This is a genomic window from Micromonospora sp. DT228 (assembly GCF_049841595.1).
Classification (GTDB): domain Bacteria; phylum Actinomycetota; class Actinomycetes; order Mycobacteriales; family Micromonosporaceae; genus Micromonospora.
The window spans coordinates 111,713-132,436 of the sequence record NZ_JBNCKO010000012.1; the positions used below are offsets into that span (position 1 = coordinate 111,713).

16 protein-coding genes are annotated in these 20,724 nt (G+C 72.8%); 15 read left to right on the top strand and 1 reads right to left on the bottom strand.

Features of this window, described 5'->3' with window-relative positions:
• Positions 1–62: 62 nt before the first annotated feature.
• The gene (locus tag ACLQ29_RS23410; RefSeq protein ID WP_425773627.1) at positions 63–779 is read right to left on the bottom strand and encodes a DUF998 domain-containing protein; all 717 of its coding nucleotides are present in this window, start codon (positions 777–779) and stop codon (positions 63–65) included.
• A 155-nt stretch (positions 780–934) separates the two neighbouring features.
• Between ACLQ29_RS23410 and aspS the strand changes: the two genes are divergently transcribed.
• From aspS to ACLQ29_RS23485, 15 genes are all read left to right on the top strand, one after another.
• Complete coding sequence (gene aspS / locus ACLQ29_RS23415) at positions 935–2,740, top strand: aspartate--tRNA ligase (RefSeq protein ID WP_425773698.1); 1,806 nt, start codon at positions 935–937, stop codon at positions 2,738–2,740.
• A 104-nt stretch (positions 2,741–2,844) separates the two neighbouring features.
• Positions 2,845–3,657 (top strand): sugar nucleotide-binding protein, encoded by an 813-nt coding sequence (locus tag ACLQ29_RS23420; protein WP_425773628.1) that lies wholly within the window; start codon positions 2,845–2,847, stop codon positions 3,655–3,657.
• Positions 3,658–3,721: 64 nt separating this feature from the next.
• A complete protein-coding gene (locus ACLQ29_RS23425) occupies positions 3,722–4,327 on the top strand; it encodes an ArsR/SmtB family transcription factor (RefSeq protein WP_425773629.1) in 606 nt (201 codons plus the stop codon).
• Positions 4,324–5,607, top strand: a complete 1,284-nt coding sequence (locus ACLQ29_RS23430) for an MFS transporter (protein ID WP_425773630.1) — start codon at positions 4,324–4,326, stop codon at positions 5,605–5,607. Before ACLQ29_RS23425 ends, ACLQ29_RS23430 begins: the two co-directional genes overlap by 4 nt.
• Positions 5,608–5,740: 133 nt before the next feature.
• Positions 5,741–5,956 carry a hypothetical protein gene (locus ACLQ29_RS23435; RefSeq protein ID WP_393367825.1) on the top strand — a complete coding sequence of 72 codons (216 nt, stop codon included), beginning with the start codon at positions 5,741–5,743 and terminating at the stop codon, positions 5,954–5,956.
• A 74-nt stretch (positions 5,957–6,030) separates the two neighbouring features.
• Positions 6,031–7,569, top strand: a complete 1,539-nt coding sequence (locus ACLQ29_RS23440) for a replication-associated recombination protein A (RefSeq protein ID WP_425773631.1) — start codon at positions 6,031–6,033, stop codon at positions 7,567–7,569.
• A gap of 2,252 nt (positions 7,570–9,821) precedes the next feature.
• Positions 9,822–10,517, top strand: coding sequence for a hypothetical protein (locus ACLQ29_RS23445; protein WP_425773699.1), 696 nt, complete (start codon positions 9,822–9,824; stop codon positions 10,515–10,517).
• 148 nt (positions 10,518–10,665) lie between these two features.
• Complete coding sequence (locus ACLQ29_RS23450) at positions 10,666–11,130, top strand: DUF948 domain-containing protein (protein WP_357254791.1); 465 nt, start codon at positions 10,666–10,668, stop codon at positions 11,128–11,130.
• Positions 11,131–11,160: 30 nt separating this feature from the next.
• Positions 11,161–11,466: a hypothetical protein gene (locus ACLQ29_RS23455; RefSeq protein WP_393367827.1), complete on the top strand. Its 306-nt coding sequence runs from the start codon at positions 11,161–11,163 to the stop codon at positions 11,464–11,466.
• The gene (alaS, locus tag ACLQ29_RS23460) at positions 11,463–14,141 is read left to right on the top strand and encodes an alanine--tRNA ligase (RefSeq protein WP_425773632.1); all 2,679 of its coding nucleotides are present in this window, start codon (positions 11,463–11,465) and stop codon (positions 14,139–14,141) included. The genes ACLQ29_RS23455 and alaS overlap by 4 nt, the downstream gene beginning before the upstream one ends.
• A gap of 72 nt (positions 14,142–14,213) precedes the next feature.
• Positions 14,214–14,672, top strand: a complete 459-nt coding sequence (ruvX, locus tag ACLQ29_RS23465) for a Holliday junction resolvase RuvX (RefSeq protein ID WP_425773633.1) — start codon at positions 14,214–14,216, stop codon at positions 14,670–14,672.
• Positions 14,673–15,869 carry an endolytic transglycosylase MltG gene (gene mltG / locus ACLQ29_RS23470; protein WP_425773634.1) on the top strand — a complete coding sequence of 399 codons (1,197 nt, stop codon included), beginning with the start codon at positions 14,673–14,675 and terminating at the stop codon, positions 15,867–15,869. It begins immediately after the preceding gene.
• A 78-nt stretch (positions 15,870–15,947) separates the two neighbouring features.
• The gene (locus ACLQ29_RS23475) at positions 15,948–16,760 is read left to right on the top strand and encodes a shikimate dehydrogenase (RefSeq protein ID WP_393367985.1); all 813 of its coding nucleotides are present in this window, start codon (positions 15,948–15,950) and stop codon (positions 16,758–16,760) included.
• A 101-nt stretch (positions 16,761–16,861) separates the two neighbouring features.
• Complete coding sequence (locus ACLQ29_RS23480) at positions 16,862–18,562, top strand: glycoside hydrolase family 26 protein (RefSeq protein WP_425773635.1); 1,701 nt, start codon at positions 16,862–16,864, stop codon at positions 18,560–18,562.
• A 224-nt stretch (positions 18,563–18,786) separates the two neighbouring features.
• Positions 18,787–20,724 carry a hypothetical protein gene (locus tag ACLQ29_RS23485; RefSeq protein ID WP_425773700.1) on the top strand — a complete coding sequence of 646 codons (1,938 nt, stop codon included), beginning with the start codon at positions 18,787–18,789 and terminating at the stop codon, positions 20,722–20,724.

Below are 20,724 nucleotides of genomic sequence, written 5' to 3' on the forward strand. Positions count from 1 at the left end.
GCGGGCCGCCGGAACCCTCCGGCGGCCCGCGTCGCGCGTCCGGCCGCCGTCGCGCGCCGGCTTCACGCGAGCCGGTCGGGCCGCTGGGTGGGCCGCAGGGGATCCGGGGGTACGACCCCCACGGCGGGGGTGGCGGCGCCGGGTGTCGCGGCGCCGAGGGACCAGGCGAGGTGCGCCCGCCGGGCGGAGACGACCGCCAGCAGCGGCCACAGGGACACCGCCACCGCCGTGACCCGCTCGGCCAGGCCGGTGCGCGACCCACTCGTCACCTCGAAGGCGCACCAGCCGAAGAGGGCGAGCAACACCACGGTGGCGCTCAGCCCCACCGCCCGGCGAAACGCCCACGGCGGCTCCGGTCGGGTCGGGTACGCGGCGTCGTGGCCACGCGGCAGCCACAGCGCCGAGCCGGCCGGCCAGAGCACCAGGGCGAGGACGGCCACCGTGGCCGCGACGCCGTGGCTGACCGAGCCGCCCACCGGCGGGCGGGGAAACGCGACGAGCGCGATGGTGGCCACCCCACCGATCGCGAGCAGGAACCGACTGGGTAGCCCGGCCGCGTGCAGGACGGCGGCCACCGACAGGTAGCAGCAGCCGAGCAGCACCAGTGCCACCACCATGATCCAGGCGTCGGTGGCGTCCTGCCCCGCCAGCTCGCTGATGGTGTCCCGGATCGGGTCGTAGCCGGCGGGTTGCCGCGCCTCGGCGACCGTCCAGCCGCTCACCAGCAACAGGGGCGCGGCCGCCGCCGTGGCGACGGCCCAGTTCGGTACGGCGCGCATTTCGCCACGTTAACCGGCATGGACGCGGGCCGAGTCGGGTTCACCGGCCTGCCCCACCTGCGAATCGCGCCGGCCTGCCGGGTGCCCCGGAGGTCAGGCGGCCACCCCTGACAGAATGCCGGTGAGGACTGTTCCACGATGAGGAGTTGCCAGCCGTGATCCGTACCCACAATGCCGGAAGCCTGCGCGCCGCGGACGCCGGCTCGACGGTGACGCTCGCCGGGTGGGTGGCCCGCCGGCGCGACCACGGCGGGGTCATCTTCGTCGACCTGCGCGACGGCACCGGTGTCGTCCAGGTGGTCTTCCGCGAGGAGGATGCGCACGCGCTGCGCAACGAGTTCTGCGTGAAGGTCGTCGGCGAGGTGACCCGCCGGCCGGCCGGCAACGAGAACCCGGAGCTGCCCACCGGCGGGGTCGAGGTGACAGTCACCGAGCTGGAGGTGCTCTCCGAGGCCGCGCCGCTGCCGCTGCCGGTGGACGACCAGATCGAGGCCGGCGACGACATCCGGCTGAAGTACCGCTACCTGGACCTGCGCCGCAGCGGCCCGGCGAACGCGCTGCGGCTGCGCTCGCGGGCCAGCCACCTGGCCCGGGGTGTGCTGCACGAGCGGGACTTCCTGGAGATCGAGACGCCGACGCTGACCCGTTCGACGCCCGAGGGCGCCCGCGACTTCCTGGTCCCGGTGCGCCTGCAGCCGGGCAGCTGGTACGCGCTGCCGCAGTCGCCGCAGCTGTTCAAGCAGCTGCTGATGGTCGGCGGCATGGAGCGGTATTACCAGATCGCCCGCTGCTACCGCGACGAGGACTTCCGCGCCGACCGGCAGCCCGAGTTCACCCAGCTCGACATCGAGATGTCCTTCGTCACCGAGGACGACGTGATCGACCTCGGCGAGGCGATCGTCTCGACGCTGTGGAAGGAGCTGGCCGGGCACGAGATCTCCGGGCCGATCCCGCGGATCACCTGGCACGACGCCATGGCCCGGTACGGCTCGGACAAGCCGGACCTGCGTTACGGCGTCGAGCTGACCGAGCTGACGGACTACCTGCGCGGCACCGCGTTCCGGGTCTTCGCCGGCGCGATCGACGCGGGCGGCTACGTCGGCGCGGTGGTGATGCCGGGCGGCGCGACACAGAGCCGCAAGGAGCTGGACGGCTGGCAGGACTGGGCGAAGGCGCGTGGCGCGCGCGGCCTGGCGTACGTGGTGTTGGACGCCGAGACCGGCGAGGCGCGCGGGCCGGTGGCGAAGAACCTCTCCGCCGAGCACCTGGGCGGGCTCGCCGACGCGGTCGGCGCCAAGCCGGGCGACGCGATCTTCTTCGCCGCCAGCGGGGTGGGTCGGGAGGCCCAGGAGCTGCTGGGCGCGGCCCGCGTCGAGATCGCCAAGCGGTCCGGCCTGATCGACGAGAGCGCCTGGGCGTTCTGCTGGGTGGTCGACGCGCCGATGTTCGAACGTACGGACGACGGCGGCTGGACGGCCGTGCACCACCCGTTCACCTCGCCCAACTCGCAGTGGGTGGACCGGTTCGAGGAGGCTCCGGACCGGGCCCTGGCGTACGCGTACGACATCGTCTGCAACGGCAACGAGATCGGCGGCGGGTCGATCCGTATCCACCGGGGTGACGTGCAGAAGCGGGTCTTCGACCTGCTCGGCATCACCCCGGAGGAGGCGCAGGACAAGTTCGGCTTCCTGCTGGAGGCGTTCAAGTACGGCGCTCCGCCGCACGGCGGCATCGCCTTCGGCTGGGACCGGGTCTGCATGCTGCTCGCCGGCGCGGACTCGATCCGCGAGGTCATCGCGTTCCCGAAGACCCGGGGTGGCTTCGACCCGCTGACCGGCGCGCCCACGCCGATCACCGGCCAGCAGCGCGCCGAGGCCGGCATCGACGCCAAGCCCAAGCCCGCCGCGACGGCCCACACCGGCACCGCCGGCCCCGCCGCCCCGGTAGCAGACCCGGTCTGACCCCTCTTCGCACCCGTCGATCATGAGGTTGACGGGCACGCGCCACGGCGTGTCGCTCGTTAACCTCATGATCGACGGCGGCGGTGGGAGGGGAGTGGGCTGCGATGCGGGTGCTTGTTGTCGGGGGTAGTGGGTTTCTCGGCGCCGAGGTGTGCCGGCGGGGCGTTCACGCCGGGTTCTCGGTGGTCGGGACCTTCCACTCCGGTGGGTTCGCGGTGCCGGGGGCCGCCGGGCGGCGGCTGGACGTGACGGACCGGTCCGCCGTGTGCGCGCTTGTCGCGCAGGTGCGGCCGGACGCCGTGGTCGGCACCCCCTACCGGTACGACGACTGGGCGGTCACCGCCGACGGCGCCGCGAACGTGGCGGTCGCCGCCGCCGAGGTGGGCGCCCGCCTGGTGCACCTGTCCAGCGACGCGCTGCACGGAGGCCGACCCACGCCGTACGCCGACGACGACCCGCCCACCCCGGTGCACGCGTACGGGGCCGCGAAGGCCGCCGCCGAGACCGCCGTGCGGGCGATCGACCCTGGCGCGGCGCTGGTGCGTACCTCGCTGATCCTCGGGGAGGGCAGCAAGCAGATTCAGCTCTGTCGGGACGCGCTCGCCGGCCGGGCCGTCCTGTTCACCGACGAGGTCCGCTGCCCGGTCGACGTCACCGACCTGGCCGACGCCGTGCTGGAGCTGGCCGGTTCGTCGTACGCCGGGCCGCTCAACGTGGCCGGTCCGGACGCGATGCGCCGGGCCGACCTGGGTCTCCTGGTCGCCGAGCGGTTCGGCCTGGACCCGGCCGGGCTGAGGACCACCACGGCAGCCGCCGCCGGAGTCGTCCGTCCCAGCGACGTACGCCTCGACTCCGCCCGCGCCGCCGGCCTGCTGCACACCCGACTGCGGGGGGTACGCGAACTCCTGACCCCCTGAGCACATGCACACTTCCTATGCATAACTCTTGTGCATAGGAAGTGTGCAGAGATAGTGTGCGGCCATGGCGAACGACGAAGCGATCCCGCGGCCGGCACCGCGCGAGGTGCGGATCGACAAGCGGCAGGTCCGGGTGCTGGCCCATCCGCTACGGATGCGGCTGCTGGGCGCCCTGCGCGTGAAGGGACCTGCCACCGCCACCACCCTCGCGGAGCTGCTCGGCACCAACACCGGCGCGACCAGTTACCACCTGCGGCAACTTGCCGAGGTCGGGCTGGTCATCGAGGATCCCGACCGGGGCGGTGGGCGGCAGCGCTGGTGGCAGGCGGCTCACGACGTCACCAACTGGGAGCCGACCGACTTCGACGACGACCCCGACGCCCGGGCCGCGATCGAGTGGATCCAGGGCGACCAGGTGCGTCTGCTCGTCGAGAAGGCCGACCGCTGGTTCGCGATGCAGCACGAGTGGTCCCTGGCGTGGCGGGACGGCTTCGGCATGAGCGACATCTTCATGACCATCCCGCCGGCCCGGCTGGAGGAACTCAAGACGGAGGTGTGGCAGCTGCTGGAGCGCTACCACCGCGACGCCGAGGCGGTCGACCCCGCCGACCCGGAGGCCCGGCCGGTGCAGGTCTTCCTGGCCGCCTACCCGATTGAGGGTCCGCGATGAGCGCCCTGACCGTACGCCAGGTCCGGTTCCGCTACCTCACGCTCTACGGTCTGCGCTGGTTGCCCACGGGTCTGATCATCCCGGTCATGATCCTGCTGATGCAGGAGCGCGGCCTGTCGCTGCCGCAGATCGGCCTGGTCTTCAGCGCGCAGGGTTTGCTGGTGCTCGCGCTGGAACTGCCCACCGGCGGGCTGGCCGACGCCCTCGGCCGCCGACCGGTGCTCGTCGTGGCCTGGGCGCTCAGCCTCGTCTCGCTGGCGCTGTTCGCGGTGGCCGACTCGTTCTGGGTGTTCTTCCTGGTCTATGCGGTGCAGGGGGTCTACCGTGCACTCGACAGTGGGCCGTTGGAGTCCTGGTACGTCGACGCCACACTGGCCGCGGACCCGGATGCCGAGTACGAGCGGGGCCTGGGCTACGCCGGCACCGTCAGCGGCGGGGCGATCGGCGCTGGCGCGCTGCTCAGTGGCGGCCTGGTCGCACTGGGTTCGATCGGGCCGGTCAGCGCGCTCACCGTGCCCGTGCTGGCCGCGATCGTCGCGCAGGCGGTGTCGCTTGTCGCGCTGCTCGTCCTGCTTGTCGAGCAGCGACCGGCCAGCGGGTTCGCGGCCCTGCGGGCCTCGGTGGTCCAGGCGCCCCGGATGATCGGCCACGCGATCGGGCTGCTGCGCCGTTCCCGGGTGCTACTGGCGCTGGTGCTGGTGGAGCTGTTCTGGGGCTTCGGCATGATCACTTTCGAGTCGCTGCTGCCGGTCCGGCTCGCCGAGGTGATCGGCGATCCGGAACGCGCCGCCGCGCTGCTCGGGCCGGCCAACTCGGCGGCCTGGCTCGCCTCGGCCGCCGGCGCGGCGCTGACCCCGTTGCTGCTGCGCTGGTTCGGGGCCGCTCCGGGAGCGGCGCTGCTGCGCATCCTGCAGGGCGTCACGGTGGTCGGGATGGGCCTGTTCGCCGGGCCGGTCGGGGTGCTGGTGGCCTACCTGGCCTGCTACACCGTGCACGGCGCTTCGAACCCGCTGCACAGTGGGCTGCTGCACCGGCAGGTCGACGGCCCGTACCGGACCAGTGTTCTCTCGCTGAACTCGATGATGGCGCAACCCGGCTTCGCCCTCGGCGGGGTGGTCCTGACCGCGATCGCCGCCACCACCAGCGTCAGCACCGCGATGGTGGTCGGCGCGGTGGTGTTGGCCGTCGCCGCGCCGCTCTACCTGCCCGCCTGGCTGGCCGGCCGTCGGGCCGCACCGGCCGCCGAGCCGACCGCGGTGCCCGCGTCGGCGCAACGGTAGGAGGGCCACTCACCCGGGCGGCGGTCCACCCGGTCCGGAGGTGGGCACCCCAGATCCACGGTGGAGATTGGCGAGTCGTCCGATTGGGTACATCACGCGCCGACCTACTGGGAACCCCCACCGGAGGACCGACATGCTCGCCATCCTGGCCGCCATCGTCTTTGGCTTTGCCCTGCTGCTCGACCTGCTCAACACCGACTTCGGCGCACCCGACCTTTTCAACTGGAACACCCTCGTACTCATCGGGTTGCTCCTGCTCTCGCTCTACCTGGGCGGCGTGGGCAGCGGCCCGCGCAGTGGTGGCGGCGGCGGTCGCTGGTACCGGGGCCGTCGCCCCGGTCGTGGCTGACCGGAACCGATCACCGGTGGCGGGCCCACGGCGCGATTCCGGCCTCGTGGGCCCGGCCCGGTACTGTCTTCGTGATGGAGTCCGACGCCCTCTTCTCCCTCGGTGAACCCGCCGGGTCGCGCAGCGCGCCCGACGGTCCCGCCGGTGTCGACGGCTTCACCGCGGTCGCCGACGATTCGCCCCTGCCCGTCCGGATGCGTCCGGTGACCCTCGACGAGTTGGTCGGGCAGGACCACCTACTCGCCCCGGGTGCCCCACTGCGGCAACTGGTCTCCGGCGGCGCCCCGATGTCGGTGATCCTCTGGGGTCCCCCGGGTAGCGGCAAGACCACAATCGCGCATTTGGTGGCGGGTGCGACCGACCGCCGCTTCGTCGCCATGTCGGCGCTCTCGGCCGGCGTCAAGGACGTGCGGGCGGTGATCGAGGCGGCCCGCCGCCAGCGCCGCGCGGGCGGCCCGCAGACCGTGCTCTTCATCGACGAGGTGCACCGGTTCAGCAAGACCCAACAGGATTCGCTGCTCGCCGCGGTCGAGGACCGCACCGTCACGTTGCTGGCGGCGACCACCGAGAATCCGTACTTCTCGGTCATCTCCCCGCTGCTGTCGCGGTGCGTGCTGCTCACCCTGCAACCGTTGGACGACGAGGCGGTCCGGGGCCTGCTGCGCCGCGCGGTCGCCGACAAGCGGGGCCTGGACGGCGTGCTCACCCTGACCGGCGAGGCCGAGGACCACCTGGTCCGGCTCGCCTCCGGTGACGTCCGGAAGGCGCTCACCGCGCTGGAGGCGGCGGCGGCCTCCGCCACGGCGCTGGGCGGCGGGCGGATCGACCTCGCCACGGCCGAGCAGGCCGTCGACGTCGCCGCGGTGCGCTACGACCGCGACGGCGACGCCCACTACGACGTGGTCAGCGCCTTCATCAAGAGCATGCGCGGCTCGGACGTGGACGCCGCGGTGCACTGGCTGGCCCGCATGCTGGTCGCCGGCGAGGACGCCCGGTTCATCGCCCGCCGCCTGGTCATCTTCGCGAGCGAGGACGTGGGCATGGCCGACCCCGGCGCGCTGAGCGTCGCCACCGCCGCCGCCCACGCCGTCGAGTACGTGGGGCTGCCCGAAGCGCAGCTCAACCTGGCCCAGGCGGTGATCCACCTGGCCACGGCCCCCAAGTCCAACTCGGCCACCACCGCCATCGGCGCCGCGATCGCCGACGTCCGGGCCGGCCGCGGTGGCCCGGTGCCGCGCGGGCTGCGCGACGCGCACTACGCCGGCGCCCGCGGCCTGGGCCACGGCACCGGCTACCGCTACCCGCACGACGACAAGCGTGGCGTGGTCACCCAGCAGTACGTGCCGGACGACCTGGTGGGCACCGACTACTACCAGCCCAGCCCACACGGCGCGGAACGGTCGGTGGCCAACCGGCTGCCGGTGCTGCGCCGGATCGTGCGTGGCCTGCCGGCCCCGGCCACCCGTCCGGACACGCCGACAGCCGAGCCGCCGGTAACGGCGCGGACCGCGTCCGCGCCTCCTGGTGAGAGCGACCGCCCGACGACGGGCACCGGCGCCCCCGGCACGACGCAGGACAGCGGCGCTGACGCCGCAGGAGAGGGTCAACAGTGAAATCGCGTGGTGGGGACCGCCCGGACGAGGGCCCGGACGAGCGGCGCGATCCCCGCGCCAAGACGCGCCGGTGGGGTCGAGGCCGCGCGGCCGAGGCCGAGCCGGAGGAGCCGGTCGCCGGCGAGGAGTTCGGCTGGATCGACGACCTCCGTTCGGCCAAGCAGCAACGCGGCGAGCTGGGTCCGGACGGCGCACCGGCGGAACCCAACCGCCCCCACGGCGGCCCGCCCGAGTCCGCCGGGCCGCGCAGGGGTGGGCCGGCCGAGCCCTCCGGACCGCGGACGGGTGTCCCGCCCGAGCCTGCCGGTGCGCGTGCGCCGGTGCCGCCGCCTGCCCCGCGCCAGAGCGGCCCGGATGGTGGTGCCGCCGCCCGGCGTCCGGTCGACACCCCCTGGCCGGGGAACGCGCCGCCAGTGGGCCGCCGCCCGGACGACCGACCGTCTGCCGCCGGCCCCGCCGCGCCCGGCCAGCCCGCGCGGCGCGGCGTGCAGCCGGCGCCCGGCGCCCGTGCCGCCGTACCGCCGGCGCCCCCCGCCGCCCGCCCGGTCGGCGGCGACCCGGCCAGCCCGCCGGTGTCTCGCGCCACGCCCGAGGGGCCCGGCGGCCCGGCTCGTCCGCGTTCGGCGGCGGCTCCTCCCGGCCCACCCGTGGGCCCACCGACCTCGGGCGCCCCGACCGGCCGTCGTCCGGAGGCCGCCGTTCCGCCGGGCCGTCGCCCGGACGCCGCCGTTCCGCCGGGCCGTCGCCCGGACGCCGCCGCAGCCGGGGGTCACCCGGACGCGATGCCTCCGCTGCGCCGTCCGGACGCCGGCGCGGGTCGCCGAGCTGGTCCGGAGTCCGCCGAGCCCGGTCGTGCACGGCCGCCGGCCGAGGGGATGCCCCCCGGTCGACGCGCCGCGGCGGCACCCGATCCGTCCCGGGGCACCGGACCATCCGCCGCCCCCGGCTCGGCACATCTGGCCGGCACGCCGGCCGGCGCCGCGCCGCCGGCCGCGGACGGCCTGCGACCCGATCCCGCCATCGACCGCGACCCGCGTACCGCGCGGCGTCGCCCAGGTCCGGTCGACCCGGGTGCCCCGGAGCCCACCGACCGTCGTCCCGCCGAGCGCTCCCGTCCGGCCGCCGGACGCCGCCGCGCCGCCGAACCCGACGAGCCCCCGGTGCCCCGCACGGGCAACGCCCCACCGGTGCCCAGGGCCTCCGGCGCGCACAGCGGTGCCACGCCCACCGTCGCGCCGCCCGACGGCACCGGTCGCCGCCGGGGCGTCTCCGCCGAGCCGGAACGACGTACGCCGCCCGGCGGCGAACCCCGGGCGGACCGCCCCGAACGACCCGCCGACTGGCTGCGCCAGGCCGGCCGCCTGCCGCACACCGACCCCGGCCTGCCCGTGGTCAACCGCCGCGGCGGCACCCCGCCGGCCGCGGATCGCCGCCCCGCGCCGGCCGACGGTGCGGGTGACCTTGTCGACCACGCGTCCGGTCGCCTCGGCGTCCCCGACCCGGCCGCGGAGCGCACCGCCGCCCGCCGGCCCGCCGGCCCCCCGGCTGACCCCGGCGCGGACGGCCCGGGGCGACCCGGACCGGCGGACGACCCCTACGCCGCTGGACGACAGGCGCCCGGCGCCGGTCCCGCCGCACCGGCGCGCGGCGCCGCCCGCCCCGCCCCGCCCGGCCGGGCGCGACCCGTCCCGGGTGGCGCGCCGGTCCCAGGTGGCGCGGCGGTCCCGGGTGGCGCGCCGGTCCCGGGCGCCGGGCGCCGAGGCGCCGACGCCCCGCCCCGCCCCGCCCCGGGCACCGAGACGGCCCCCCGCGACGTCGCCCGCCCGGACGGTCCGGCTCGGGCCGCCGTCGCACCCGGTGGGGACGGCCCGATTCGGGCCGCCGCCGCACCGGCTGTGGACGGCCCGCCGCGTACGCGGCCGGATGGTCCGGCTCGGGCCGCCGTTCGCCCGCCCGGCGGTGCGCAACCGCCGCTTACCGACGACCGGGCGCACGGTGACCCGGGTTCCGGTCCCGGATCCCCGGCGCGTGGGGGCGCCCCGGTCGGCCGAGCCGCGCCGACCGATCGTGCCGCGGGGCGTGCCCTGCCGCCGCACCGGGAGCCTGGCCGCGCCGACCCGAGCGGCGTCGCCCCGGTGCCACCACCTGGCCGCTCCGGCGAGCCCGTCGGGGTGGCCCGTGCCGCCGCCGCCGTGCCGGTCCCGGGTGGCCCGGTGGACCGGCCGGCAGCCGAGCCCGCCGACGGGCCCGCGCTGCGCGCGGCCGGTCCGGACACGCCCGACGACGATGCCGCGCCGGGTGCCCGCTCCGAGTTGCGCCGGCAGTTGCGGGAACGCCGCCGCCTCCGCGCGGCGGTGCTGGTGCTGGTCAGCGTCGTGCTGCTCGGTGCGGTGCCGCTCTTCTTCGGCGTCCGGACGCTGAGCCGGGACCCGGTCTTCGACAACCTGGACCAGCTCGACGTGCCGGGCTGGGCCGCCGCCAAGACCGTCGACGACGTCAGCGGCAGCCGCTGGTGCCTGCTCGACTGCCGGCTGCGGGAGCGCACCGTGACCTCGGATAAGCCGCCGACGGACACCGCGCAGGTCTACGAGGACGCGCTGCGCCAGGACGGCTGGCAGCCGTGGAAGGTGAGCCGCTGCCCGGAGCAGAAGACGAAGGGCAGCTACACCTGCTGGCGCCGGGACGAGTTGACCCTCGACCTGTGGGTCCGCGAGCCGACCTGCGTGCCGCCGCCGGTCGACGGTGAGCCGGCCGTCGTGCCCTCTGGCGACCCGTCGGCCGCTGCGACGGAGTGCACCGGCTCGTTGGTGTCGGTGAAGGTACGCAACGCGATCGACGACGAGCGGACCAGGCCGCAGCCGACCACCGACCCGTCACTGACCGGCGAGGACCCGTTCCCGACGGTCAGCGGGGATCCGCTGGGTGAGCTGACACCCTCACCGTCGTGAGGCGGCCTCCATCACGGACGGTAGGGTCTGGGGCTGGCGGGCTCGCCCGCCACGGGTGACGCCGACGGCGTGGCGACCGCCACGGGTGCCACGGTTGTGCGTTCCGGGGACGTCGGGTCCTGCGGAACTCTGCTTGAGGAGGACAGGCGTGGGCGACATTTTGGCGATCGCGGCGCTGATCGCGGCAAGCGCGTTCGCGGTGCTGGTGCTCATCCTGACGCTGCCCATCCTGCGGCTGCGGCACACGGTGGACGCCACCACCCGGATGATCAACGACCTCAACGATCGGACCGGACCCCTGCTCGGTGACGTGAACACCACGGTGAAGAACGTCAACACCGCCCTGGAGCAGGTGCAGACCTCGCTCGACGGCGTGAACCTCCAGCTGGCGAAGGTCGACACCATGACCAGCCACGCGCAGAACGTCACCGCCAACGTCGCCAACCTGGCCACCGTGGTCTCCGCCGCGGCCGCGAACCCGCTGGTGAAGGTGGCCGCGTTCGGTTACGGCGTGCGCAAGGCCGCCGCCGGCCGCCGGCACGCCGAGACCGAGCGCGAGGTACGCGACACCATCAAGCAGCAGCGACGGGCCGCGCGGCGCGGCAACAGCTGACCGGCCCGGCGCACCAGGAGGTAGCGAGACATGAGGCGCTTGTTCTGGCTCGGTATCGGGGTCGCCGTCGGGGTGATCGTGGTCCGCCGGGCGACCCGGACCGCGCAGGCGTACACGCCGGCCGGCATCGCCAGCTCACTGACGGAATCCGCTGGCGGGCTCGTCGAGTCGTTGCGTAGCTTCGTGGAGGACGTGCGGGTCGGGATGGCCGAGCGCGAGCAGGAGATCCACCAGGCGTTCGCCCAGGGCGAGGCGTTCGACGATCAATTCGCCGACCTGCGGGAAGACCCGCGGATCGGCGATCGAGACATCTTTCCGGAGGAACACCAGCGATGAAGACGGCGGAGATCAAGCGGCGGTATCTCGCCCATTTCGCGGCGAATGGCCACACCGTGGTGCCGTCCGCTCCGCTGCCCGCCATCAGCGACCCGAACCTGCTGTTCGTCAACGCCGGCATGGTGCAGTTCGTGCCGTACTTCCTCGGTCAGCAGACGCCCGCGTACCAGCGGGCGGTAAGCGTGCAGAAGTGCATCCGCACGCCGGACATCGAGGAGGTCGGCAAGACCAGCCGGCACGGCACGTTCTTCCAGATGAACGGCAACTTCTCCTTCGGTGACTACTTCAAGGCGGGCGCGATCCCGCTCGCCTGGGACCTGGTCACCAAGTCGCAGGCCGACGGCGGCTACGGGCTGGACCCGGAACGCGTCTGGCCGACTGTCTACCTCGACGACGACGAGGCGTACGAGATCTGGCGGTCGGTGGGGGTGCCGGCCGACCGGATCGTCCGCCGGGGCAAGGCGGACAACTTCTGGTCGATGGGCATCCCCGGGCCGTGCGGTCCGTGCTCCGAGCTGTTCTACGACCGGGGCCCGGAGTACGGCCGCGAGGGCGGCCCGGCGGTCGACGAGGACCGCTACATGGAGTTCTGGAACCTCGTCTTCATGCAGTTCGAGCGGGGTCCGGGCACGACGAAGGACGACTATCCGATCCTGGGTGACCTGCCGGCGAAGAACATCGACACCGGCATGGGCCTGGAGCGGATGGCCTCGATCCTGCAGGGCGTCGACAACCTGTACGAGATCGACGAGGTGCGGCCGATCCTGGCGCGGGCGGCCGAGCTGACCGGTAAGCGCTACGGCGCGCACTCCGGCCACGTGGCGAGTGAGTCGCATCCGGACGACGTGCGGCTGCGGGTGATCGCCGACCACGTCCGGACGGCGCTGATGTTGATCGGCGACGGCGTGACGCCGAGCAACGAGGGGCGCGGCTACGTGCTGCGCCGGATCATGCGCCGGGCGATCCGGTCGATCCGGCTGCTCGGTTGGCAGGACCGGGCGCTGCCCGAGTTGCTGCCGGTGGCGCGGGACTGCATGGCGCCGTCGTACCCGGAGCTGGCGACCGACTTCGATCGGATCGCGGACTACGCGTACGCGGAGGAGGAGGCGTTCCTGTCCACTCTGCGTGCCGGCACCACGATCCTGGACACCGCGATCGCCGAGACCCGTACCGCGGGTGGCTCCGCGCTGTCCGGGGCGAAGGCGTTCCAGCTGCACGACACGTACGGCTTCCCGATCGACCTGACCCTGGAGATCGCCGCGGAGCAGGGCCTCACTGTCGACGACGAGGGCTTCCGCCGGCTGATGGCCGACCAGCGCACCCGGGCGAAGGCGGACGCGCAGGCCCGCAAGACCGGGCACACCGACCTGTCGGCGTACCGGTCGGTGCTCGACTCGGGTGGCCCGGTGACGTTCACCGGGTACAGCGAGGTGGCCCGCGAGTCGACGGTGCGGGCGCTGCTCGGCGCCGACGGCCCGCGGCAGGCGGCGACCGAGGGCGACACCATCGAGTTGGTGCTCGACACGACCCCGTTCTACGCCGAGGGCGGTGGCCAGCAGCCCGACCAGGGCATGATCACGGTGGGCGGCGGGCAGGTCGAGGTCCTCGACGTGCAGCAGCCGGTGCCCGGTCTGATCGTGCACCGGGCCCGGGTGATCCGGGGTGAGGTGCGCGCCGGTGAGGCGGGCTACGCCGAGATCGACACGACCCGGCGGCGGGCGATCTCCCGGTCGCACACCGCTACTCACCTCGTGCACCAGACCATGCGGAACTTCCTCGGTGAGTCGGCCACGCAGGCGGGTTCGCTGAACGCGCCGGGCCGGCTCCGGTTCGACTTCAACACGCCGACCGGGGTGTCGCCGAGCGTCCTGCGGGACGTGGAGCAGCAGGTGAACGAGGTGCTGCTGGCCGACCTGGAGGTGCACGCCTTCATCACCTCGCTGGACGAGGCGCGGCGGATCGGCGCGATGGCGCTCTTCGGCGAGAAGTACGGCGAGGAGGTGCGGGTCGTCGAGGTGGGCGACTACGCCCGGGAGCTGTGCGGCGGCACGCACGTGGCGCGGTCGGCCCAGCTCGGCCTCGTGAAGATCCTCTCCGAGTCGTCGATCGGATCCGGCGTCCGCCGGGTCGAGGCGCTCGTCGGCATGGACGCCTTCGGCTTCCTGGCCAAGGAGCACCTGCTGGTCTCCCGGCTGGCCGAGCTGTACCGGGTGCCCAACGATCAGGTCGCGGATCGGGTGGAGCAGACCGTCACCCAGCTCCGGGACGCCGAGAAGGAGCTGGAGAAGCTGCGCGCCCAGTTGGTGCTGGGTGGCGCGGGTGCGCTCGCGGCGCAGGCCAAGGACGTGCGCGGGGTCGCGTACGTGGGCACCGAGGCGCCGGAGGGCGCGGCCGGCAACGATGTGCGGACCCTGGCCCAGGAGATTCGGGGCAAGATCGACGCGGCACGGCCGGCGGTGGTCGCGGTGGCGGCCCGGTCGAACGGAAAGGCGTCTCTGGTGGTGGCGGTCAACGCGGCCGCGCGCAGCCGGGGTCTGGCCGCGTCGGAGTTGGTGAAGGCGGCGTTCTCCGGGCGCGGCGGGGGCAGCCCCGACCTGGCCCAGGGCGGCGGACTGCCCGCTGCCGAGGCGCCGAACCTGCTGCTCACCGTCGAGAAGGCGATCACCGAGGCGTGACGACCCATCACTCTCAGCCAGGGCGGGCCGGTTGGTCCGCCCTGGTTCGCGCCCGACCGGTGGTGACCATCGGTGGTTGAGTTGACGCGTGGTGTGCGGATCGGGGTGGATGTCGGTCAGGTGCGGGTGGGCGTCTCCCGCTCGGACCCGGACGGGATCCTGGCTACGCCGCTGGTCACCCTCGCTCGGGATCTCACGGCGGCGCCGGACGCGGTGCCGGGCGATCTCGCCGAGCTGGCCGCGTTGGTGGCCGAGCACGAGGCCGTCGGGGTTGTCGTCGGCCTTCCGGTCAATCTCGCCGGCAAGCATGGTCCGGCGGCTGTCCACGTGAAGGCGTACGCTGACCGACTGGTCGATGTGATAGCGCCCGTCCCGGTAACGCTCACCGACGAGAGGATGTCGACCGTGGTCGCCTCTCGTAGGCTTGCCGAGCGTGGCGTCCGAGGTAAACGTCAACGTGCGGTTGTCGATCAGGCGGCCGCAGTGGAGATCCTGCAGAGCTGGCTGGACGCGCAGCGGAGGCGGACGTAAATGATCGACGATCTGGACCTGGGGTTCGACGAGGCGGAGCGGGGGGAGAAGGGCCGACACCGGCGCAGCTTCCGCAAGCGCAACGGCGGGTCCGGCGGCGGCCGGGGCAAGACGTTCCTGGCTCTGCTGATGGCCCTGGTCCTGTTGGGCGCGATCGGTGGCGGCGCGTTCTACGGCTTCGACCGCATCCAGAGCTACTTCGTCACCCCCGACTACGACGGCGCCGGGTCCGGTGAGATCACCGTCGAGATCAAGAACGGTGCGCTGCTGGCCGACATGGCCGAGGCCCTCGTCGCCGCCGACGTGGTGAAGAGCCAGAAGGCGTTCATCGAGGCGGCCGAGGCCAACTCGCGCAGCAAGAACATCCAGCCGGGCACGTACACGTTGCGCAAGCAGATGAGTGGCCAGAACGCGGTCACCGCGATGCTCGACCTGAAGAACAAGATCGTCAACGGGTTGACGATCCCCGAGGGTCGCACCAGCATGAACATCTACAAGCTGCTCTCCGAGAAGACCAAGATCCCGGTGAAGGACTTCCAGGCCGCGGCGAAGGACCCGGAGGCGCTCGGCGTCCCGGACTGGTGGTTCAAGCGCGACGACGGCAAGAAGGTCGTCAAGTCCATCGAGGGGTTCCTCTACCCGGACACCTACGAGATCCCGCCGAAGTCCACCGCGCAGAGCATCCTCAAGCTGATGGTGAACCGGTTCCTCTCGGTGACCGGAGAGATGAAGTTCGCCGACACGGTGCAGGAGAAGCGCAAGGTCAGCCCGTACGAGGCGTTGATCGTGGCCTCGCTGGCGCAGGCCGAGGCGGGCAACGCCGACGACCTGGGCAAGGTCGCCCGGGTGGCCTACAACCGGGCGTACGGCGAGTTCTTCTGCAACTGCCTGGAGATGGACGTCACGGTCAACTACTACCTGGAGTCGATCGGCAAGCCGACCAAGTCGTCCAAGCAGATGACGCAGTCCGAGTTGGACGACCCGAAGAACCCGTACAACCGCAAGCTGCGGGGCATGATCCCGACCCCGATCAACAGCCCCGGAAAGGCGGCCCTGGAAGGGGCGATGGACCCGCCGCCGGGCAAGTGGGTCTTCTTCGTGGCTGTCGACAAGCAGGGGCACTCCGAGTTCGCCGAGACTCCCGAACAGCACGAACGCAACAAGGACAAGGCTCGGGCGGCCGGCATCATCGACTGACCGCATCCGATCCGACACACACGGGGGGCAGGGCAGTGACGACAACCGGCGGTGTTCGTGTCGACCCGTAGGGCCGCGGTGCTCGGCAAGCCGATCGCGCACTCCCTCTCCCCGGTGATCCACAACGCCGGTTACGCGGCGGCCGGGCTCACCGGGTGGTCGTACACCCGGATCGAGTGCGCGGCCGCGGAGCTGCCGGATCTGGTCGCCGGCCTGGGGCCGGAGTGGGCCGGTCTGTCGGTGACCATGCCGGGCAAGGAGGCGGCGCTCGCCGTGGCCGACGCCGCCTCACCGGTCGCCGTCGCCGTCGGCGCGGCGAACACGTTGGTACGCCGTCCCGACGGCGCCTGGTACGCGGACAACACCGACGTCGCCGGCATGGTGCGGGTGCTCACCGACGCCGGGGTGGGCGCCGGCGCTGCCGTGACGGTGCTCGGCGCCGGTGGCACGGCCCGCGCCGCGCTGGCCGCCGCCGCGCGGTTGGCCTGCTCCTCGGTCACGGTGGTGGCCCGTCGTGCGGCGGCGGTGGACGAGTTACGGCCGGTGGCGGACGCACTCGGTGTCGTGCTGATCCCCGCCGACTGGGCCGCCGCGCACCAGCACCTCGCCGCCGCCGATCTAACCGTCTCCACGGTGCCGAAGGGAGCCGCCGACCCCCTGGCGGACGCGGTGGACTGGCGGCCGGGAGCGGTGTTCTTCGACGCGCTCTACGACCCATGGCCCACGCCACTGGCCGCCTCCGCCGTCGCGGCCGGCCGGCAGGTCGTGTCCGGTCTGGACCTTTTGCTGGCCCAGGCGGTCGGGCAGTTCGAGCAGTTCACCGGCGTGGCCGCGCCGGTGTTGGCAATGCGGGAAGCGGTGCGACAGGCGACCAGGGGCAGTCTTCTTTAGCTGACGGTTAAGACGCGCTTACGGGAAACTGTCCTTCCCGCGATGTGCCCTGGTCATGGATACGCTGCTCACCGTTACGGACGCAGACACAGGGAGTTTCCTTGACCAGGCACGGACTGCACCGCATCACCCGGTTCCGCTCCGCACCCCGGCGCAAGGCGATCGCCATCGGGGTGGTCGGCGGATCCGTGGTGGCCGGCATCGTGGCGACCATGATGCCGCTGTTGGCCAGCGACGACCTGTCGATCCGGGCGGCCGCCGACACCACCGCGACAGTTGTCTCGCAGGACGGCGACAACGCGGCGAAGTCGACGCTGGCCACCTGCTCGACCCGGTGCGACGGCAATCCGCGCGGTGGCCGCGAGGCGGTCGTCGAGTTCGCGGTGACCACCGTGCCGGCCGCCGCGGTGAACGTCCGGGCGACGCTGCGGATGCACGCCTGGCAGCAGTTCCCCGCCACGGTGACGGCGCACGCCACGCCGCTGAGCGCCCGTGAGGCGCGGCCGGCCCCGGCGCCGGCCGGCCCCGCGCTGGACAGCGTGACAGGCGTGTCCAAGGGCTCCAACGAGTGGGACGTCTCCAAGCTGGTCACCGGCAACGGCACCTGGACTGTCGCGCTGGCCCAGTCCGGGCTGGAGAGCCGGGTCTACTGGGCGTCGGTCGAGAACCGCAACGCGGACCTGCGTCCCAGCCTGGTGATCAGCTACGACATCGGCGCCAAGCCGTCGCCGGTGACGACCACCCGGCCCGCGCCGCCGCCGAGCGCCGCGCCGACCACCGCCGCGCCGAAGCCGTCGGCCACCATCGCGCCGAGCCGGACCGCGACACCGAGTCCGAGCGGCACCCTTCCGGACGGCCGGTGTGGGTCGGTGTCGAACAAGCTCGTTCCGTCCTGCGGCGCCTGGTGGGGCATGTACGCACCGGCGGGGGCATCCGGCGGCTGGGACCACGGCAAGGCCGTCACCACCGTGGAGGCGCAGGTCGGGCGCAAGTTCGACATCGTGCACCGTTACCACGACTTCTCCAACGCCGGCAGCAACGGCGCCTTCCCGGACGCCTACGAGACGCAGCAGATGCGCGAGGGCCGGTTGATGTTCTTCGCCTGGGAGTCCCGTGACTTCTCCGCCGGCACCACGATGAAGTGGTCGGAGATCTACAGTGGCCGGCAGGACGCGACGATCGACGCGGTCGCGGGCCGCATCCGCGCGGCTGGCGTGCCGGTGTTCATGGGCTTCGACCACGAGCCGGAGGACGAGCCGGCCAAGGGCGACGACGCCGACTTCGTCCGCGCCTGGCGCTACGTCTACGACAGGTTCGCCAAGGCCGGCGCGACGAACGCGGTCTGGGTCTGGACGATGATGGGCTGGTCGGGGCACTACTCGCGGTACGCCGGCCTCTACCCCGGTGACCGCTACGTCGACTGGGTGGGCTACGACCCGTACAACTTCCACGTCTGCAACGGCAGCACGGTGTGGAAGAGCCCGAGCACGACAATCGGCGGTTTCTACGACTGGTTGGACGCCAACGGCATCGGCGCCGGCAAGCCCCGGATGCTCGCCGAGTTCGGCACCAACTTCAACTCCGCCGACCTGGGCGCCAAGCAGCGCTGGTTCCAGGACTTCCCGGCCGCGCTGAAGGCGCACCCGAAGATCAAGGCCGCCATCTACTTCAACTCGCCGGGCATGACCAGCCGCACGGCGACCTGCGACATGACGATGAACCACGACGCCTCGGCCGTGGCCGGCTTCACGAAGGCCGGGCAGGATCCGTACCTGCGCCAGCCCACCGGGGGGAGCCGCTGACGACCGTTTCTGCCCACTGACAGAACGCCGCGCACCGGAGGTCGGACATCCGACCGTCCGGCGTTCTGTCGGCTAGCAGATTCATGCACCGCCCAATCGGCGGATTTTGCTGACCAAGCTGGACGAGGCACGCTACCCCGGGTTCTCATCCACCTTGGAGGCGCAGCGTGCCTAGACTCTCGCACTTGTGGCGTTTCGCAGGACGACGTCGGATCACGGCGGGGATGGTCGCGTCGGCGATCGTCGCCGCGGTTCTCGGCGTCCCCACCACCGCGTCGGCCGCGGTGGTGCCGGTCCCGGAGACGGCGACCCTGGTGTCGGCCAATCCCGCCGACGTGACGCCGCATGCCCGAGACGGTGAGACCCGTGCCTTCGCGCAGGTGGGCAACACGGTCTTCGTCGGCGGCAGCTTCACCCAGCTCCGGCAGACCGCCGGCTCCGCCTGGGTCACCCAGCGATACCTCTTCGCGTACGACCGGCTCACCGGCACCATGTCCACCACGTTCCTGCCGGTGCTCGACGGCGCGGTCAACACGCTCGTCGCCGGTCCCGGCGGCACGCTGATCGCCGGCGGCACCTTCAAGAACGTCAACGGGGTCTCCCGCAAGAACCTGGTCGCGCTCGACCCGGCCACCGGCGCGATCGTCGACAGCTGGGTCGGGCGCTCCGACGGCGGCACGATCCGTGATCTGGCGCTGCACGGCAACTGGCTGTACGTGGCCGGCGCGTTCAACTGGCTCAACGGCACCGCGCACGCCGGTATCGGCCGGCTCAACGCGACCACCGGCGCGATCGACCCGAGCTTCGTCATCGACGCCACCGTGGGACGGCACGGCACCACGTCGTACGTCTGGACCCTCGACGTCGCGCCGGACGGCAACACGCTCGTCGTGGGCGGCAACTTCACGCTCGTCAACGGCCTGGCACGCAACCAGATCGCGCTGGTGGACGTCTCCGCGACGCCCACGCTGCTCGACTGGAGCACCGAGAAGTACGCCTCGCCCTGCGCCTCGCCGACGACATTCGTGCACTACGTGCAGGACGTGAAGTTCGGCGAGGACGGCACCTATTTCGTCGTCGGCAGCAACGGTGGCGGCGGCTGGCCGACCGCGTACTGCGACGTCCTGGTCCGCTTCGAGACCGCCGCGCGGGGCAGCGGCCTGGTCGCCACCTGGGCCGACTTCACCGGCAACGACACCATCACCTCCGTCGAGGTGGCGGACAACGTGATCTATCTGGGCGGGCACTTCCGCTGGATGAACAACCCCAACGCCAGCGACACCGCCGGTCCGGGCGCTGTCGACCGGCTCGGCATCGCCGCCGTCACCCCGGCCACCGGGATGCCGGTGAACTGGAATCCACGTCGTAGCGGCAGCGCCTCGATGCCCGCGGGCACCAGCAGTTGGGGTTCGGCGGTGCCGGTGCTCTGGCGCGGCTCGGACGGCCTCTACTTCGGGCACAACTCCGACGGGATGGGCGAGGAGTACCACGGCCGGCTCGGCATGTTCCCGCTCGCCGGCGGGCGTACCTTCGCCCCGATGAACCCGCCCTCGGCCACCACCGGCAACCTCTACCTGAACACCGGCGCGGGCACGGTGGCGAAGGTGCCGTTCGACGGCACCGCCCTGGGCACCGCGGCCACTATCAGCCAGCCCGCCTACACGGATGCCGGCGCGACGTGGCGGGTGAACGACCGGATCTACTGGTCGCACACGGTGGCCGGCACGCCCACCGGCAGCCGGATCGACGTCTCGCTGTTCAACGGCGGCGCGATCGGCTCGTCGTGGGAGGCGTCCGGCTACAACGACTGGTACAACCCGGCGCTGTTGACCGGCGCCTTCTTCCTCGACGGCCGGCTCTACTACACCCGTACCGGGGCCAACAACCTCTATTACCGCTACTTCGAGATCGACGGCAACTATCTCGGTGCCACCGAGTTCAGCCTGCCGACGACGGGAGTGACCTGGTCCGCGGTGCGTGGCATGGCCTGGGTGGGCGGTCGGATCGTCTACGGTGGCACCGACGGCACCCTGCGCAGTGCGCCGTTCGACCCGACGTTCGCGGCGAGCATGGCGGTCGATGGCACCACGGCGACAGTCATCAGCGCCGCGACGCCCGAGTTGTCCTGGTCCACCCCATCGACGTTCTTCTCCGTCCAGTAA

Coding starts and splice junctions, on each gene's coding strand:
- mltG (WP_425773634.1), top strand. CDS start 14,673: ATGATCGACGATCTGGACCTGGGGTTCGACGAGGCGGAGCGGGGGGAG.
- ACLQ29_RS23435 (WP_393367825.1), top strand. CDS start 5,741: ATGCTCGCCATCCTGGCCGCCATCGTCTTTGGCTTTGCCCTGCTGCTC.
- ACLQ29_RS23425 (WP_425773629.1), top strand. CDS start 3,722: ATGGCGAACGACGAAGCGATCCCGCGGCCGGCACCGCGCGAGGTGCGG.
- ACLQ29_RS23420 (WP_425773628.1), top strand. CDS start 2,845: ATGCGGGTGCTTGTTGTCGGGGGTAGTGGGTTTCTCGGCGCCGAGGTG.
- ACLQ29_RS23440 (WP_425773631.1), top strand. CDS start 6,031: ATGGAGTCCGACGCCCTCTTCTCCCTCGGTGAACCCGCCGGGTCGCGC.
- ACLQ29_RS23410 (WP_425773627.1), bottom strand. CDS start 779: ATGCGCGCCGTACCGAACTGGGCCGTCGCCACGGCGGCGGCCGCGCCC.
- ACLQ29_RS23485 (WP_425773700.1), top strand. CDS start 18,787: ATGGTCGCGTCGGCGATCGTCGCCGCGGTTCTCGGCGTCCCCACCACC.
- ACLQ29_RS23430 (WP_425773630.1), top strand. CDS start 4,324: ATGAGCGCCCTGACCGTACGCCAGGTCCGGTTCCGCTACCTCACGCTC.
- alaS (WP_425773632.1), top strand. CDS start 11,463: ATGAAGACGGCGGAGATCAAGCGGCGGTATCTCGCCCATTTCGCGGCG.
- ACLQ29_RS23455 (WP_393367827.1), top strand. CDS start 11,161: ATGAGGCGCTTGTTCTGGCTCGGTATCGGGGTCGCCGTCGGGGTGATC.